The following is a 14,800-nucleotide window of genomic DNA, read 5'->3' as shown; positions in this document are numbered from 1 at the left end:
ATTTAAGGGAAACAAATGGCACGCATTATTGTTGTTACATCAGGTAAAGGCGGTGTTGGGAAAACGACATCGAGTGCAGCAATTGCCTCCGGTTTGGCAATCAAAGGCATGAAAACCGCAGTCATCGATTTCGACATCGGCTTACGTAACCTAGACCTCATTATGGGGTGCGAGCGTCGGGTGGTGTATGACTTCGTGAATGTCATTCAGGGCGAAGCAACGCTCAATCAGGCGCTGATCAAAGATAAACGCTCCGAAAATCTCTTTATTTTGCCTGCATCTCAAACCCGGGATAAAGAAGCTCTGACGCATGATGGTGTCAAACGTGTGCTGGATGAATTAGACAGCATGGGCTTTGATTTTATTATCTGTGACTCTCCGGCAGGGATTGAACAAGGCGCGCTCATGGCTCTTTACTTCGCAGATGAAGCCATTATCACCACCAACCCCGAAGTCTCTTCCGTGCGCGACTCCGACCGCATTCTTGGTATTCTCGATTCGAAATCACGTCGTGCCGAACAAGGTCTTGAACCGATCAAACAACATCTGTTACTGACCCGCTATAACCCCACTCGCGTCAGTCAGGGAGAAATGCTGAGTGTGGAAGATGTCGAAGAGATTCTACATATTAAATTACTGGGTGTGATTCCCGAAAGTCAGGCAGTGCTCAACGCATCAAATAAAGGGGTGCCGGTGATTTTTGATGATCAGTCGGATGCCGGTCAGGCTTATCATGATGCGGTAGAGCGCCTGACAGGCAACGATCTGGCGTTTCGTTTTCTGTCTGAGCAGAAAAAAGGCATTTTTCAACGATTATTTGGAGGTTAAGAACGTATGTCATTACTGGAGTTTTTCCGTCCGAAGAAGCAAACCTCCGCGAGTCTTGCGAAAGAACGTTTGCAGATTATCGTTGCCGAACGCCGTAGTCAGAACGATCCGGCGCCGAACTATCTGCCGCAGTTGAAAGAGGATATTCTGAAAGTAATCGCCAAGTATGTTGCCATTGACCCTGATATGGTTGAACTGACTTTCGAACACAAAGGCGATGATCTGTCCGTACTGGAACTGAATGTCAAATTGCCGGAAGAAGAGAAGTAACTCACTCGAGCACGACGGCCGCTCGCCATCATATAACCGGTATCAGCACCGGTTATATGATGATCTTCCGCTGATGTGCGACAACTCACCTTCATCGCACACCATTAAATGACTGACACCATCTCGTATAAGGTATCGCCCAACGCTTCTTTACGCCATCCCTGCATCAGATCCGGTAAATATTGCGGATCGGTCTGCATCTTCCATACCCAACTCAGTAATTGATTCAACTGCTTGCGCGAAGCAAGAAACTCAGGAGATAAACCCAGTTTTTCAGACTGCACGTTGACTTGATCTTTGAGCCGTTTAAACAGCTGTTTATATCCGGGGTAATCTGAAACAGGAATAATACGTGCCGGATAATCAGCTTCGCTGACCGCCTGCCCTTCTTTGACCAGTTGGCTGATTTTTGCACCGTGGCGTTTCACCGAGCGAGGATCAATACCTTCTGCTTCCATCCGCTTGAAGTTGACTAATTCCAGCCGGGCAATGGTCAATAGGTCTTGTTCTTTGATGACAAAATTCAGAGCCAGATTACGCTTTAAGGCCTCTTCATAGCGCCAGGTCGCAAGACGTTTTAAGATTGCTAATTGTTTGGGTACCAGTTGCCATGCGCCTTTGATATCGAGATAAGCGTCTGTCGGCTGATAGCTTCGGGTCCGCTTTTCAACCTGTAGCCGGGATTCTTCCAATGCAGCATCCCACCAGCCTTGCTGTTGAACTTTTTCACACAATTGCTGATAAACCGGCATCAGATAAAACACATCAGCGGCAGCATAATCGAGCTGTTTGAGACTCAACGGCCTTGCCATCCAGTCGGTCCGGGATTCACTTTTATCAAGCTCAACCGTTGTGAAATCCGCCACCAGCGCGGCAAATCCCGTAGACAGGCCATACCCGATAAATGCCGCCAGAATCTGTGTATCGACAAACGGTGCCGGTGCGCACTCAAATTGATGGTAGAACACTTCTAAATCTTCGCCGGCAGCGTGAAGCACTTTGAGCACCTGCGGTGCTTTTAACAGATTGACGAATGATGTCATATCTTCAATGGTTGTCGGGTCAATCAACGCAACGGACTCTCCGTCATAAAGCTGAATTAACCCCAGTTGGGCATGAAATGTCCGGGTGCGGACAAATTCCGTATCCAACATCACAACCGGACACTGCAATGCTTTGCGGCAGACCGCTTCAAGCTCATCTGAGCTGGTAATCATTTGATAGTTCAAAATTACTCACTTTTATCATTCATTGTCAGGCAACCGACCATCATATCGCTGGCCATTGTATTCAAACAAGATTGTATTCAAATAAGATCGTATTTAGACAAGGTCGTATGTAAACAAGGTTGTCTGTACACAAGAAAAATGCCGACATCATGTCGGCATTTCTCAGGACATCTCAATCATAGACGACTAGGCTTGTTCCATACTCAACATCGCCTGATTTTCATCTTTCAATGCACGGCGCAATATTTTACCGACATTGGTTTTCGGCAGATCTTCCCGGAATTCTATCAGTTTTGGGATTTTATATCCGGTCAGATATTGGCGACAGTGAGCAATGACCTCTTCTTTTGTCAGCGACGTATCTTTCTTGACGACAAACAATTTCACCACTTCGCCACTCACATCGTGTGGTTGCCCGACCGCTGCGGCTTCCAACACCTTATCGTGCATAGAGACGACATCTTCAATTTCATTCGGATAGACGTTAAAACCGGAGACCAGAATCATATCTTTTTTCCGATCCACGATATATAACATACCTTGCTCATCCATCCGAACAATATCACCGGTAGATAACCAACCATCGTCAGTTAAGACTTCTTTGGTTGCATCTTCACGCTGCCAGTATCCTGTCATGACTTGCGGTCCGCGAACCTGTAATTCACCGGTCTGATCAAACCCAACGACTTGACCATGTTCATCAACAATCCGAACTTCCGTCGATGGTACCGGCAAACCAATCGCACCACTGTAATCACTCAAATCATAGGGATTACCGGCCACCAAAGGAGAGCATTCGGTTAAACCATAGCCTTCAAGCAAATGGAGTCCGGTCACTTTTTTCCATTCATTGGCAACCGCTCGCTGGACCGCAGTCCCACCGCCGACAGACAAGTGCAGCTGTGAGAAATCCATGTTGCGAAACGATTCATTGTGAACCAAAGCATTAAACAGCGTATTCACCCCCGTAATTGCCGTGACAGGATAGCGTTGTAACTCTTTCACGAATCCCGGGATATCCCTCGGATTGGTGATCAGCAAGTTTTGCCCACCCATTTCAATGAAGAGCAAACAGTTCACACTCAACGCAAACACATGATACAAAGGCAAAGCGGTGACTACCAACTCTCTCCCTTCGGTCAAAACCGGCCCGTAAGCCGCTTTCGCCTGTAAAACATTGGCAACCATGTTGCGGTGAGAGAGGATCGCACCTTTGGCAATCCCCGTCGTGCCACCGGTATACTGTAAAAATGCGGTATCATCGCCTTCGATAGTCGGCTTGACGTACTGTAAATGGCGACCACGTTTCAATGCAGTTCGCATCGAAACTGCATCGGGTAGATGGTAATGCGGTACCAACTTTTTGACATATTTAACGACAAAATCCACTACAGTCCCTTTCGGGCGTGTCAACATCTGCCCCAGACTGGTCAGAATGACATGTTTCACCGATGTCCGTTGCACAATTTTCTGCAAGGTTCCGGCAAAATTCGAGACGATAACAATCGTGGTGACGCCCGCATCATTAAGCTGGTGTTCCAGCTCTCGGGGTGTGTACAGCGGATTGACATTGACGGCAACCAAACCGGCCCGTAACACACCAAACAACGCCACCGGATATTGCAGCAAATTCGGCATCATCAGAGCAACGCGATCACCTTTTTTGAGTTGCAGCTCGTTTTGTAAATAAGCGGCAAAAGCGCGACTGCGCTCTTCCAGCTTGCGGAAGGTCATCACCGTTCCCATATTGACAAAAGCAGGCTGATCAGCGTATTTCGTGATCGACTGTTCAAACATTTCAACCAGAGATGAATAGACATCTGGATTAATCGTTTCAGGCACATCATTTGGGTAACGTGCAAGCCATGGATGCTCCACAGAGATACTCCTCGTGCTGGCAGGTCAGTGCCCTGCCTTATTATATATGTTAATGATTTGTTAATTTGCCAAAGTTTCTAAAGTATAGACTCTAATTTAAGAAAATGGTGTTTCATCAATTTTCATTACAAATTGTGATATCAATTGACCGACGCGTTCAGGATGCTCTAGGTGGCAATGATGGCCTCCCTTCACGTGCTGAATCTCAATTTGCTCTGGTAGCAAAGTCCGGGAATATGACTTTAAAGATGGGTAACCTTGGTCCCCTAAAACGACGTGAAAGGGAGATTGAATCGCAGCCAGCACGGCGTCAGCATGAGCCTCAGACATTCGATATAACGACTGAGCGGACAATTTCGGATCGGCCCGCCACATCCACTGCCCGTCTCGCAATTCAATACCTCGCGCCACAATCGGCTCAATGAGCGCTTCCGGCAGTACCGAATGTGCCGCCCGAACTTTGAGGGCTGCATCATAATGGTCATAACCTTTGCTGCGCGATTTACGTCGAATGCGGGTACGACTATTCACCCCATCGCGTAACCGTTGGACACTATGTTCTGCTGATTCGGTCAAAGGTCCGAGACTCTCAATCAAAAACAGTCCATCGACATATTCAGGAAAGGCGGCACTATAGCAACTTGCAATCAATCCACCAAGCGAATGACCGACTAAAATCTTCTTTTTCGCTGGCAATGTCACTAAAAATTGATGAACGTCATCGATATAGTCATGAAATGTATAAAAGTTGTCGGCAGACTTATGGCTTGACAGGCCATGTCCCGGTAAATCAATCGCGCATAAATGAATCCAGGGTGCGATCTGATGCGCGGCGACATCCATCACGGACATAAAGCTGGCGGCATTATCCAGCCAGCCATGCAGGAAAACGACGGAACATGTTGCGGTGTGATGATTGCGAGTTTCAATCACCGCAATGTTCCGCTCAGCAATAGAATAAGTGTGTTGCACGAGCATAGAAAATTATTTGACCTCAGGTATCACCTTACCGGTTTGCGAGCCGAAACTCTCCCGACAACGCCAGTGATCACAATCACGTAAAAATGAGCCCGGTTCATGAATGACAACACGCTCCGTCACCCGCCATAAATGATAAGCCGATGCTGACAAGGCCGGAAACTCAGCACGGTATTCTCCGACCTGACTCTTTTCCGGTGCAATGGCGCTACCGAGCACTGTCAGTAATCGGCCTTTTGCATAAGTCACCGGATCAAGGAAGCGGTTCACATACACAATAAACCGCCCGTGTGGTTCTTCTCGGATATCAGGTTTACCACTGGCATCAATGGGCAAATTGACCATTTCCAGACGAGTTTGGTTCGGCAGGTTCTTAATCTCAGCAATCACCCCACCCAGCCGTACATAAGGTGCCTGAGTCCCCTTCAGTGCGGAAAAAGTTTGATAATCCTGAATCACCGCTGCACCGTCAGGTACAGACAACTCATCCGGCAGTGACACACAGGCACTCAGCACCAGACAAACGAAGGCTATCGCCATGCCTTTGCCAATACGACGATTGAAATGATAGCGAACCATTAGTTTTCCCTCATCTTAAATATAAATATCGACCCCGAGCATCTGAGCAAGTTCCTCCCGCCGGGCTTGAGTCATAACACCGAAATACGCTTCCAGCGCTTTACGGGCCTGCCCCTCCGGTAAGTCATATTGCAGATTTTCCTGAAAACGCTCGGTCTCTTTCATCGAACGCATCGAATGAGTGACAGCATTGGCAACAGGAGTCGGTTCATAGGTGCCGGAAGCAGCACTTGAAGCATCACCCTGCCGTTTTGCTTTCGCTGCCTTCGATGATTTCCCGGTTCCCGGTATCCGCGAAGGTGGTAATCCCTGAATCGAAACCATAATGTTCCTCACCTGTCTTCGTGTATCGGTGGTGACGCATCACCGCCCGCTTGCTGATGCTTACTGATCTGGCGCGCAAGATGCGGTTATTCACGGCCCGGTATTTTCTTCCAGGCCACCTGATCACGTAAGTAAATCGGGCTGGCCTCTTCTGCCGGAACCGTTGTTCCGTTCTCAAACGCAATCTTAGCTAAAAACACAATATCTTCGGCATCGGGATAAAGCACCTCACCCGGTTCCGCCAACAGCGGTAATTGGGCCAGTTCATCACGATAAGCCGCCCACCCCGTTCCGGCACAGCGCCATGCATTCGAGTCCGGCTCAAGCTGTTGTGCCAATGTCTGAGGCGGAATCACACACTCCGCATCGACGATCTGCCAAGCGCCATTATCCTGACGGGTAAAGCGGCTCCAGTATACCTCACTCATCCGCGCATCAATGGCGGTTGCCACACGATTGGCACCGTATAAGCGGTAACTCCCTTGCGCCATCGCTTCCAGCGTCGAAACAGGGACCGTCGGCAATCCGGCGCCAAACGCCAATCCTTGAGCAATCCCGATACAAATGCGGACACCGGTAAAACTGCCGGGACCACGACCAAATGCCAGCGCATCTAAATCGGCCAGTTGAATGTTCGCTTCGTGTAACACTTCATCGACCATCGGCAGAATCTTTTTCGCATGATCCCGCGGGGCAATGTCACGCCGGACAAAGCATTGGTGGTCGATCATCAATGCAACAGAACAGTTTTCTGTTGATGTATCAATTGCAAGAATTTTTGGACTCATTTAACTCTCTGTACTCACTTCATCACTTTCCGAGTGCGACGGCTCCGATATATCACGGAGAAATGCTTGTATCTGTTCTAAATCACGGGTGCGCGGGATCGGGGGTAAACTTGCAAGAAACACGCCGCCATAATCCCGGGTCACCAATCGGTTGTCGCAAATGATCAGCGCCCCTTTATCGCTTGTATCACGAATCAGGCGGCCAACCCCTTGCTTTAGGGTAATCACCGCTTCCGGAAGTTGCACCTGTTGAAATGGTTCTCCGCCTTGCAGACGACAGTCCTCAATTCTGGCTTTCAGTAATGGGTCATCCGGTGCGGTGAACGGTAATTTGTCAATAATAACACAGCTCAGGGCATCGCCTCTAACATCAATCCCCTCCCAGAAAGCACCGGTTGCAACCAGCAAAGCATTGCCGAGTGACATAAACTCAGAGAGGGTTTTCTGCTTACTGGTTTCCCCCTGTAATAGTACCGGCAATGCCAGAGATTGACGGAATCGTTCGCCTAAATCGCGCATCATCTGGTGTGAGGTACACAGGAAAAAACAGCGCCCCTGATTCTGCTCGATAACAGGCGTCAGCATAGCGACTAATTTGTCGGCCAGCCCCGGTGAATTGGGTTCAGGCAGATAACGCGGGACACACAGCCGCGCCTGCTTTTGATAATCAAACGGACTCGGCAGGGAAAACTGTTGTTCGGGAATCAGCCCCAGACGATGACTGAAATGGCTAAAATCATGATTGACCGCCAATGTTGCCGAGGTGAAAATCCACGTACCCGGCTTGAGCTTGATCTGTTCCTGAAATTTATCTGCGACAGAAAGCGGCGTAATATGCAGTCCGAAGTGGCGAGGGGTGGTATCAAACCAGTAGGAATAGCCGGTAATCGAGACATCACAGACTCGTTTCAGACGCGCATGAATGGTACTGGTCCGTTCAAACGCCGTATCCAGTAACTGGCTGCGTCCTAACACGAGTTTCAGGACCTCTAATGCAAACTCAAGGCTGTCCGTCAAACGTTCAATCGCCTGACCCATTTGGGGCTGGCGGAGAGCTTCGCGCCAGTTGCCCCGATAACCGGGCTCACCCAGTGCGATTCTGACATCCATCGCGGTTTGAACCAGCTTATCACTGATTTTTTGCAACTGACGCATATCTTTCGCTTCGGTGCGATAGCCGATCTCAATATCTTTCGCCAGTTCCTGAATCTGGCGGCTGGTCAGCGACTGTCCGAAATACTGACTCGCGATATCCGGTAGCTGATGGGCTTCATCAAAAATAAAGACTTCGGCTTCGGGAATGAGCTCGCCAAAGCCTGTCTCTTTAATCGCGAGATCAGCCAGAAACAGATGATGATTGACCACCACAATATCCGCATCCATTGCTTTTCGACGTGCTTTCGAGACAAAACAATCCTGAAAATCCGGGCAGTCTTTGCCCAGACAATTATCATTGGTCGAAGTAATGGTCGGAATGATCAGGCTATCTTCCGGTAACGTTTCACACTCGCCGAGGTCACCGGTTTTGGTCTCCGATGCCCAGCGCCGGATCTGAAACAGCTGGGCAAAATGCTGGGAATCCGTTTCATTACCGTGACTCTCAACCATCTGGCGATTCAGGCGTTCCAGACATAAATAATTCGCGCGCCCTTTGAGTAAGGCAATCTGGCCGAAAAATTCGATAGCTTTGACAATCAACGGTAAATCACGATGAAATAACTGCTCTTGCAGGTTCTTCGAGCCCGTGCTGATGACCACTTTTTTGCCGCTCATCAGCGCCGGGACTAAATAGGCAAAGGTTTTTCCGGTCCCCGTTCCTGCTTCAACCACCAGCTGTGACTGATTATGGATAGCGGATTCAACCGCTCTGGCCATATCGAGCTGAGCCTGACGCGGCTGAAATCCGGGGATGGCTTTCCCCAAAGCACCGTGAGCTGAAAAAGTCTGTTCGATCATCGCATAGAGGATTTAAAAATATAATGTGCGGATTATGTCAGGTTTGATGAAGCAGCGCGAACCTTTCTCCTCTTGCGATTCACGCCGCACAGTCAGCAATGACTTACTTACGGTTCAGATACCGCTGTAACCAAGAAGCGGCTTCCAGTACATTAGTCTGCTGCTCCAGCATCACTCTGGCAGCATCAGCAGGAGAGGCTTTGCTTTCCCACATCGCATTCAAGACGATCTCATCGATTTCATGAGTTCCCATTAACTCGTGGACACGCTCAACATATAATTTACGAGCCAGCAATTCCTTATCCATAACCACCACCTTGATGAAAAATGTGATACACAACGGTTGCCCGAAATAAAGACCAACTAGATAAGCCGAGGGAAATTACTTTTGTTATTGGGTTGAAACTCTATTGAGAATAGATTAATTATAGCCGCAGTATTGTGGAACTCATCACCGTTTTGGGTACTCTGAAATAGTTTTTAATTCAAAAAAAATCATCGGAAGTCATCATTGATGGAAAAGAAAACGCTCCTCACACATTGCACGGATAAACCGGGTCTGATCGCTAAAATTACCAATATTTGTTACAAGCATCAGCTCAATATCATTCACAACAATGAATATGTCGATAATACCAGCGGCCATTTTTTTATGCGTACCGAGCTGGAAGGCTATTTTAACGACACAACCCTGAACGCTGATTTAGATCAGGCGCTCCCCGAAGGTGCCAAATATAAATTGATCGGTTCTTCACGCAAGAAAATCGTGATTTTGGTGACCAAAGAGGCTCACTGTCTGGGCGATATCCTGATCAAAAGCTACGACGGCAGTCTGGACGTAGACATTGCAGCAGTCATCGGCAATTACGATAAGTTACAAACGCTGACTGAACGGTTTGATATCCCTTATCACTGTGTTTCTCATGATGGTCTCAATCGTCAGGAACACGAACAGAAAATGCTTGAAGTGATCGATCAGTATCAGCCGGATTATATTGTGCTGGCAAAATATATGCGTGTTCTGACCCCCACCTTTGTTGAAAAATACCATCACCGTATTCTCAACATCCACCACAGTTTCCTGCCGGCATTTATCGGTGCCAAGCCTTATCAGCAAGCGTATGAACGGGGCGTCAAAATCATTGGTGCGACCGCCCACTTCGTCACCGATGATCTTGATGAAGGACCCATCATCAAACAAGATGTCATCCCTGTTGATCACACATTCAGTGCTCAGGATATGGCGCAAGCAGGACGTGATGTCGAAAAGAATGTCTTAAGCAAAGCGTTGGCAAATGTGTTGAATGACAAGGTGTTTGTCTACGGCAATAAAACCGTCATTCTATAGACGCAGAGTCAATCATGCCCCCAATGGACTTTCGTCTGTTGGGGATGATTCGATGGCAGAATGTCCCATCTGAATTCCCCCTTAAACCCCGCCCAATAAATCGTATTGACTCTTCTGACACGGCAATCCAACCAGCCTCATAACGGAATAGTTGTTCCTCTCTGGGTTATCACGTAGGATCATATCACCATACACCGTGTACCATCGGTTTTATCGACCATGGTGCCTAATCAGCCACGATGTTAAAGCGATTATGAAAACAATACTAAAAGCCATCGGTATGATCTTTCGGTTTATCTGGAAAACGATCACCCTGTTCCGCCATCTCGTTACGAACTTGTTGTTTCTGTTCACTCTTGTCATCATTTACATCCTGTATACTCAATCCACACAAGAGGATACAAACATTCAGATTCATCAGCCCTCTGCGCTGGTGCTGAACTTATCCGGCCCCATCCGTGAACAAGCCACTTATGTTCAATCGGTTGATTCCATTGCCAGTTCACTACTCGGTGACTCACTGCCGAAAGAAAATATTCTGTTTGATATCGTCGATACCATTCGCCATGCAAAGGATGATGAACAGATTTCGGGGCTGGTGCTCTCACTCGGAGAGATGTCTGAAACCAACCTGACTAAGTTACGTTATATCGCAAAAGCAATTAATGAGTTTAAAACCAGTGGCAAGCCGGTGTTTGCAGTCGGTAACCTGTACACACAAAGCCAGTATTATCTGGCCAGTTACGCTGACAAAATTCTAATGTCTCCCGACGGCCTGGTGATACTCAAAGGCTACAGTGCCTACGGTTTATATTACAAAACCCTGCTCGACAAGCTCGATGTCACGACCCATATCTTCCGCGTCGGCACTTACAAGTCTGCGGTTGAACCGTTTATGCGCGATGATATGTCGGACGCAGCAAAAGCATCGAACAAGCGCTGGCTACAACAGCTTTGGGATGCCTACCTGACCGACGTTGCAGCCAACAGAAACATTCCGCCGGAAAAGTTACGCTTATCGATGGATGATTTTCTGACGCAACTGAAACGCGTCCACGGCGATATCGCCAAATTGTCACTCGATCTCGGGCTGGTTGATGAACTGGCATCCCGTCCACAAATGCGTGCGGAATTGACCGAGACATTTGGCAGCGATGGCCAAGATGGTTATCGTTCGATTGGTTACTACGACTACCTCAACTCACTCGACTCACACTTGAAACCAAGCCTGACATCGCAAAACGAAATCGCTGTAATTGTCGCTTCAGGAACAATCATGGATGGCAATCAACCTCGTGGTGAAGCGATTGGCTCAGAGAATATGAGTGTGTTGCTGAGAGAAGCACGCAATGATCCACATATTAAAGCGGTTGTGTTACGGGTTGACAGCCCGGGAGGCAGTGCCTCAGCGTCTGAGGTCATCCGCAGCGAAATTGATGCGTTGAAAGCCTCGGGCAAACCGGTTGTTGTCTCGATGTCCAGCCTTGCTGCTTCAGGGGGATACTGGCTGTCAACCAGTGCAGACCAAATTGTTGCCCAACCCACGACACTCACCGGTTCGATCGGCATATTCAGTGTGCTGACCACCTTTGAACACAGTCTGGATCGTATCGGTGTATCCACCGACGGTGTGGGGACAACCCCATTTTCCGGCCAAGGTATTACTACCGGGCTGTCTGACGGTACCAAACAAGCCTTGCAGTTAACGATAGAACATGGATACCAGCGCTTTATTTCGTTGGTCGCAGAACATCGCAACTTGTCTCTGCAAGACGTTGATCAGGTAGCACAGGGACATGTATGGACGGGTCAGGATGCGCTCAAGTTCGGTCTAGTCGATAAAATGGGTGATTTTGATGATGCCGTTGATCTGGCTGCCCAACTTGCCAAAGTGGATGACTATCAACTCAACTGGCTGGAAGAACCGATTTCAACCATACAAAAATTACTGATTGGACTCTTCTCGGAAGCCAGGGTATCGCTGGGGCTGGATGTGACAACGCTCCTCCCCGAGAGTTTGCGTTCAACAACCCAGAAAATCCTCAGTGACGCAACGCTACTCAACCAGTTGAACGACCCTAAAGGACAGTATGCATTTTGTCTCAATTGTGAGGTCGAATAAACATTAATCATGATCAAGGGCGACACTGTCGCCCTTTTTATTACGCATGATTCCGCTATAATCGCACTCCCTGAACTTGATAGAAGAGTAATTTCAGTCATGGCAAGAAAACATATCTACATTGCCTATACGGGCGGCACGATCGGTATGCAAAAATCATCACACGGTTATGTTCCGGTGGCTGGTTTTATGGAAAAGCAACTCGCAAGTATGCCCGAGTTTCATCGTCCGGAAATGCCTGAATACACCATCCACGAATACGATCCGCTGATCGATTCATCAGATATGACGCCTGAAGACTGGCAACTCATCGCTGATGATATCCGCAACAACTACAAACAATATGACGGCTTCGTCATTCTGCATGGCACGGATACGATGGCTTATACCGCTTCAGCGCTGTCATTCATGCTAGAAAATCTGGGAAAACCGGTCATTGTGACTGGCTCACAGATTCCATTGGCCGAACTGCGTTCCGATGGGCAAGCCAACTTGCTCAACGCGCTGCACATTGCTGCAAACTATCCCATCAATGAAGTCACGCTGTTTTTCAACAATCAACTGATGAGAGGAAACCGCAGCACCAAATCCCATGCAGACGGCTTTAATGCGTTTACGTCACCCAACCTGCCGCCACTACTGGAAGCCGGCATCAATATCTCGGTGAGTAGCCATGTGACCGTCGGCAAGCAGCCAGATGGCCCCTTTCAGGTCAGTGATATCACCCCACAACCCATCGGGGTGATTACCATGTATCCGGGCATCTCCCATGAGGTGATCCGCAATACATTGCTTCAACCCGTCAATGCCATGATTCTGCTGACCTTTGGCGTCGGTAATGCGCCGCAAAATCCTGAGTTGCTCGCTCAGCTCAAAGCCGCCTCAGAACGTGGAGTAATTGTGGTCAACCTGACCCAGTGCCTTGCCGGGAAGGTCAATATGGGTGGTTATGCGACCGGAAGCGCACTGGCGGAAGCCGGGGTCATCAGCGGGTTCGATATGACGCCGGAAGCGGCACTGGCCAAACTGCATTATCTTTTGAGTAAAGGGCTTGACTACGAAACCGTCAAATTAGAGATGCAAAAAGTCCTACGGGGAGAAATGAGCCTGTAAAACAGCACTGTTTGGCATTGCCAATGTTTTTTAGGTAAACGCATATTTCAATATCACTGCAAAAAGTATCCACGACGACAATCATTATGCACTCCCGGCCAATACTGGGAGTGCGACTTCAATGAGTACATCAATAATCACTCAAATTGATTGGGGTTGACCCGCAAAATATCTTCTTCTACCTGTCCCGTTTGAAACTGTTTTTTTAACTCAGATTTCGATTTGAAACAAATTTCTCCGCCTGCGGCAACTGTCATATGTTCCGGCTGTGCATTATGCTTAGATTGGTACAACATCACAGCTTGAATACATGAATCTCGCTGTTGTGCCGAAAGTATCGTACCTTCAGGCCACTTACCCGTTTCAACAGCATAGAGTAAACGCTGGTAAGCCTCAGGTGTAATCGCATCAATGAGTTGTTGAGTATCCATTGCATATCCCGGATGGTTAGTTGTACGAACAATTCAACATAATGAAGTTTCAACCGCTAACGTCAAGATATGTCGTATAAATAATTGTATATGATCACAGGCTATCGTTATATGCAACAACCAATGAAGTATACTAGTCTAGCTATCGCTGTTCTCCTGTTGAACGGTTGTTTTGAGAATACCAGAAACACAGACAGACTCTGTCTGGATCACCCCGAGCTCCGTTGTGAAGAATTGAACATTAATGACGGGCAATGCCGTGTCGCCAGAACCAATCTTATCTGGCATCGTCTCGAAGTCTACAAAGACCCGACTGATATCAATAAAATTACTGAGTATCAACTCACTCAGCAATATAAAAAATGTCTGGAAGTTGCCGCTCAGATTCAACCGATTGATCAAGCCGATCTCAAGAAAAGACGCTTCAATGCATTGCTTAATTCCGGAAAAAATATGGAACGCCTGGAAAAAGAGCTCATGCAATTTAACACCCCCTCTTCACTCTATTTTTTATGGAGTCAAACGGGTGACACACAAGCCCGTCGGCAGTTTTTACAGCTGGAAGGCAAACCAGAAATGGAAACAGCGGCCCTTCAATATGCACTGGCGACATTCTACATCGACAGAGACAGAGAAAAAACCATCAAACTACTCAATCATGCACTGGAACTTTCTGATCCGGAGTCATTAAATACCAGTATCCTAGAATCATTAGCCAGTTTGAACCAACTGCTTCGTCATCAAGAAGCGTCTTATATTTGGGCGATGGTCGGCAAACATTTTGGTGTACCTATCGCATCAACCCAAAATATCCAGCTAATGTACGGTTTCAGTGATGAAAAATTCAGCATGTTAGATGATATCGCTGATATGATTATTGATGCTGTAGAAAATCAAGAATATCATCCATCTATGATACCTGAGTTCAAAAAATAACCATTCTGTACAAATCATAC

The 14,800-nt window shown here is 47.7% G+C and carries 15 protein-coding genes; 6 read left to right on the top strand and 9 right to left on the bottom strand.

What is annotated here, in order from left to right; genetic code table 11:
* Window positions 1-15: 15 nt before the first annotated feature.
* Both minD and minE read left to right on the top strand, forming a co-directional pair.
* Window positions 16-828, top strand: a complete 813-nt coding sequence (minD, locus tag VRK_RS05460) for a septum site-determining protein MinD (RefSeq protein WP_059120438.1) — start codon at window positions 16-18, stop codon at window positions 826-828.
* Between the two features lie 6 nt (window positions 829-834).
* On the top strand, window positions 835-1,098 hold the full coding sequence (gene minE / locus VRK_RS05455; RefSeq protein ID WP_059120437.1) for a cell division topological specificity factor MinE: 264 nt from the start codon (window positions 835-837) through the stop codon (window positions 1,096-1,098).
* 104 nt (window positions 1,099-1,202) lie between these two features.
* On the opposite strand, the gene rnd is transcribed toward minE, so the two are convergent.
* The 8 genes from rnd to VRK_RS05415 form a co-directional block, all read right to left on the bottom strand.
* Window positions 1,203-2,327, bottom strand: coding sequence for a ribonuclease D (gene rnd, locus VRK_RS05450; protein WP_059120436.1), 1,125 nt, complete (start codon window positions 2,325-2,327; stop codon window positions 1,203-1,205).
* Window positions 2,328-2,513: 186 nt separating this feature from the next.
* Window positions 2,514-4,205, bottom strand: coding sequence for a long-chain-fatty-acid--CoA ligase FadD (gene fadD / locus VRK_RS05445; RefSeq protein ID WP_059120435.1), 1,692 nt, complete (start codon window positions 4,203-4,205; stop codon window positions 2,514-2,516).
* Window positions 4,206-4,301: 96 nt separating this feature from the next.
* The gene (locus VRK_RS05440) at window positions 4,302-5,183 is read right to left on the bottom strand and encodes an alpha/beta fold hydrolase (protein ID WP_059120434.1); all 882 of its coding nucleotides are present in this window, start codon (window positions 5,181-5,183) and stop codon (window positions 4,302-4,304) included.
* Between the two features lie 6 nt (window positions 5,184-5,189).
* Window positions 5,190-5,762, bottom strand: a complete 573-nt coding sequence (locus VRK_RS05435) for a Slp family lipoprotein (protein WP_231735743.1) — start codon at window positions 5,760-5,762, stop codon at window positions 5,190-5,192.
* 15 nt (window positions 5,763-5,777) lie between these two features.
* Complete coding sequence (locus VRK_RS05430) at window positions 5,778-6,086, bottom strand: hypothetical protein (protein ID WP_059120433.1); 309 nt, start codon at window positions 6,084-6,086, stop codon at window positions 5,778-5,780.
* An 86-nt stretch (window positions 6,087-6,172) separates the two neighbouring features.
* The gene (gene tsaB, locus VRK_RS05425) at window positions 6,173-6,874 is read right to left on the bottom strand and encodes a tRNA (adenosine(37)-N6)-threonylcarbamoyltransferase complex dimerization subunit type 1 TsaB (RefSeq protein ID WP_059120432.1); all 702 of its coding nucleotides are present in this window, start codon (window positions 6,872-6,874) and stop codon (window positions 6,173-6,175) included.
* Window positions 6,875-8,830 (bottom strand): ATP-dependent DNA helicase, encoded by a 1,956-nt coding sequence (locus VRK_RS05420; RefSeq protein WP_059120431.1) that lies wholly within the window; start codon window positions 8,828-8,830, stop codon window positions 6,875-6,877.
* Window positions 8,831-8,933: 103 nt separating this feature from the next.
* Entirely contained in the window at window positions 8,934-9,137 is a 204-nt protein-coding gene (locus tag VRK_RS05415) for a hypothetical protein (RefSeq protein ID WP_059120430.1), read from the bottom strand.
* A 207-nt stretch (window positions 9,138-9,344) separates the two neighbouring features.
* Between VRK_RS05415 and purU the strand changes: the two genes are divergently transcribed.
* From purU to ansA, 3 genes are all read left to right on the top strand, one after another.
* Entirely contained in the window at window positions 9,345-10,178 is an 834-nt protein-coding gene (purU, locus tag VRK_RS05410; protein ID WP_059120429.1) for a formyltetrahydrofolate deformylase, read from the top strand.
* A 253-nt stretch (window positions 10,179-10,431) separates the two neighbouring features.
* Window positions 10,432-12,300, top strand: a complete 1,869-nt coding sequence (gene sppA, locus VRK_RS05405; protein ID WP_059120428.1) for a signal peptide peptidase SppA — start codon at window positions 10,432-10,434, stop codon at window positions 12,298-12,300.
* 99 nt (window positions 12,301-12,399) lie between these two features.
* Entirely contained in the window at window positions 12,400-13,413 is a 1,014-nt protein-coding gene (gene ansA / locus VRK_RS05400; RefSeq protein ID WP_059120427.1) for an asparaginase, read from the top strand.
* Between the two features lie 137 nt (window positions 13,414-13,550).
* Here the strand turns inward: ansA and VRK_RS05395 are convergent, their stop codons facing one another.
* Complete coding sequence (locus VRK_RS05395; protein ID WP_059120426.1) at window positions 13,551-13,844, bottom strand: YeaC family protein; 294 nt, start codon at window positions 13,842-13,844, stop codon at window positions 13,551-13,553.
* 123 nt (window positions 13,845-13,967) lie between these two features.
* On the opposite strand from VRK_RS05395, the gene VRK_RS05390 reads away from it, so the two are divergent.
* Entirely contained in the window at window positions 13,968-14,780 is an 813-nt protein-coding gene (locus VRK_RS05390) for a DUF2989 domain-containing protein (RefSeq protein ID WP_059122666.1), read from the top strand.
* The last annotated feature ends 20 nt before the right edge of the window (window positions 14,781-14,800 follow it).

It is taken from the genome of Vibrio sp. MEBiC08052, from assembly GCF_001506075.1.
In the GTDB taxonomy this organism is placed as follows: domain Bacteria; phylum Pseudomonadota; class Gammaproteobacteria; order Enterobacterales; family Vibrionaceae; genus Vibrio.
This window is presented reverse-complemented; position numbering and strand designations above follow the sequence as displayed.

What these genes read in the sequence shown, in the direction of transcription:
- minD (WP_059120438.1), top strand. Translation starts at nt 16, where the DNA reads ATGGCACGCATTATTGTTGTTACATCAGGTAAAGGCGGTGTTGGGAAA.
- minE (WP_059120437.1), top strand. Translation starts at nt 835, where the DNA reads ATGTCATTACTGGAGTTTTTCCGTCCGAAGAAGCAAACCTCCGCGAGT.
- VRK_RS05440 (WP_059120434.1), bottom strand. Translation starts at nt 5,183, where the DNA reads ATGCTCGTGCAACACACTTATTCTATTGCTGAGCGGAACATTGCGGTG.
- VRK_RS05435 (WP_231735743.1), bottom strand. Translation starts at nt 5,762, where the DNA reads ATGGTTCGCTATCATTTCAATCGTCGTATTGGCAAAGGCATGGCGATA.
- VRK_RS05430 (WP_059120433.1), bottom strand. Translation starts at nt 6,086, where the DNA reads ATGGTTTCGATTCAGGGATTACCACCTTCGCGGATACCGGGAACCGGG.
- tsaB (WP_059120432.1), bottom strand. Translation starts at nt 6,874, where the DNA reads ATGAGTCCAAAAATTCTTGCAATTGATACATCAACAGAAAACTGTTCT.
- VRK_RS05420 (WP_059120431.1), bottom strand. Translation starts at nt 8,830, where the DNA reads ATGATCGAACAGACTTTTTCAGCTCACGGTGCTTTGGGGAAAGCCATC.
- VRK_RS05415 (WP_059120430.1), bottom strand. Translation starts at nt 9,137, where the DNA reads ATGGATAAGGAATTGCTGGCTCGTAAATTATATGTTGAGCGTGTCCAC.
- purU (WP_059120429.1), top strand. Translation starts at nt 9,345, where the DNA reads ATGGAAAAGAAAACGCTCCTCACACATTGCACGGATAAACCGGGTCTG.
- sppA (WP_059120428.1), top strand. Translation starts at nt 10,432, where the DNA reads ATGAAAACAATACTAAAAGCCATCGGTATGATCTTTCGGTTTATCTGG.
- ansA (WP_059120427.1), top strand. Translation starts at nt 12,400, where the DNA reads ATGGCAAGAAAACATATCTACATTGCCTATACGGGCGGCACGATCGGT.
- VRK_RS05395 (WP_059120426.1), bottom strand. Translation starts at nt 13,844, where the DNA reads ATGGATACTCAACAACTCATTGATGCGATTACACCTGAGGCTTACCAG.
- VRK_RS05390 (WP_059122666.1), top strand. Translation starts at nt 13,968, where the DNA reads ATGAAGTATACTAGTCTAGCTATCGCTGTTCTCCTGTTGAACGGTTGT.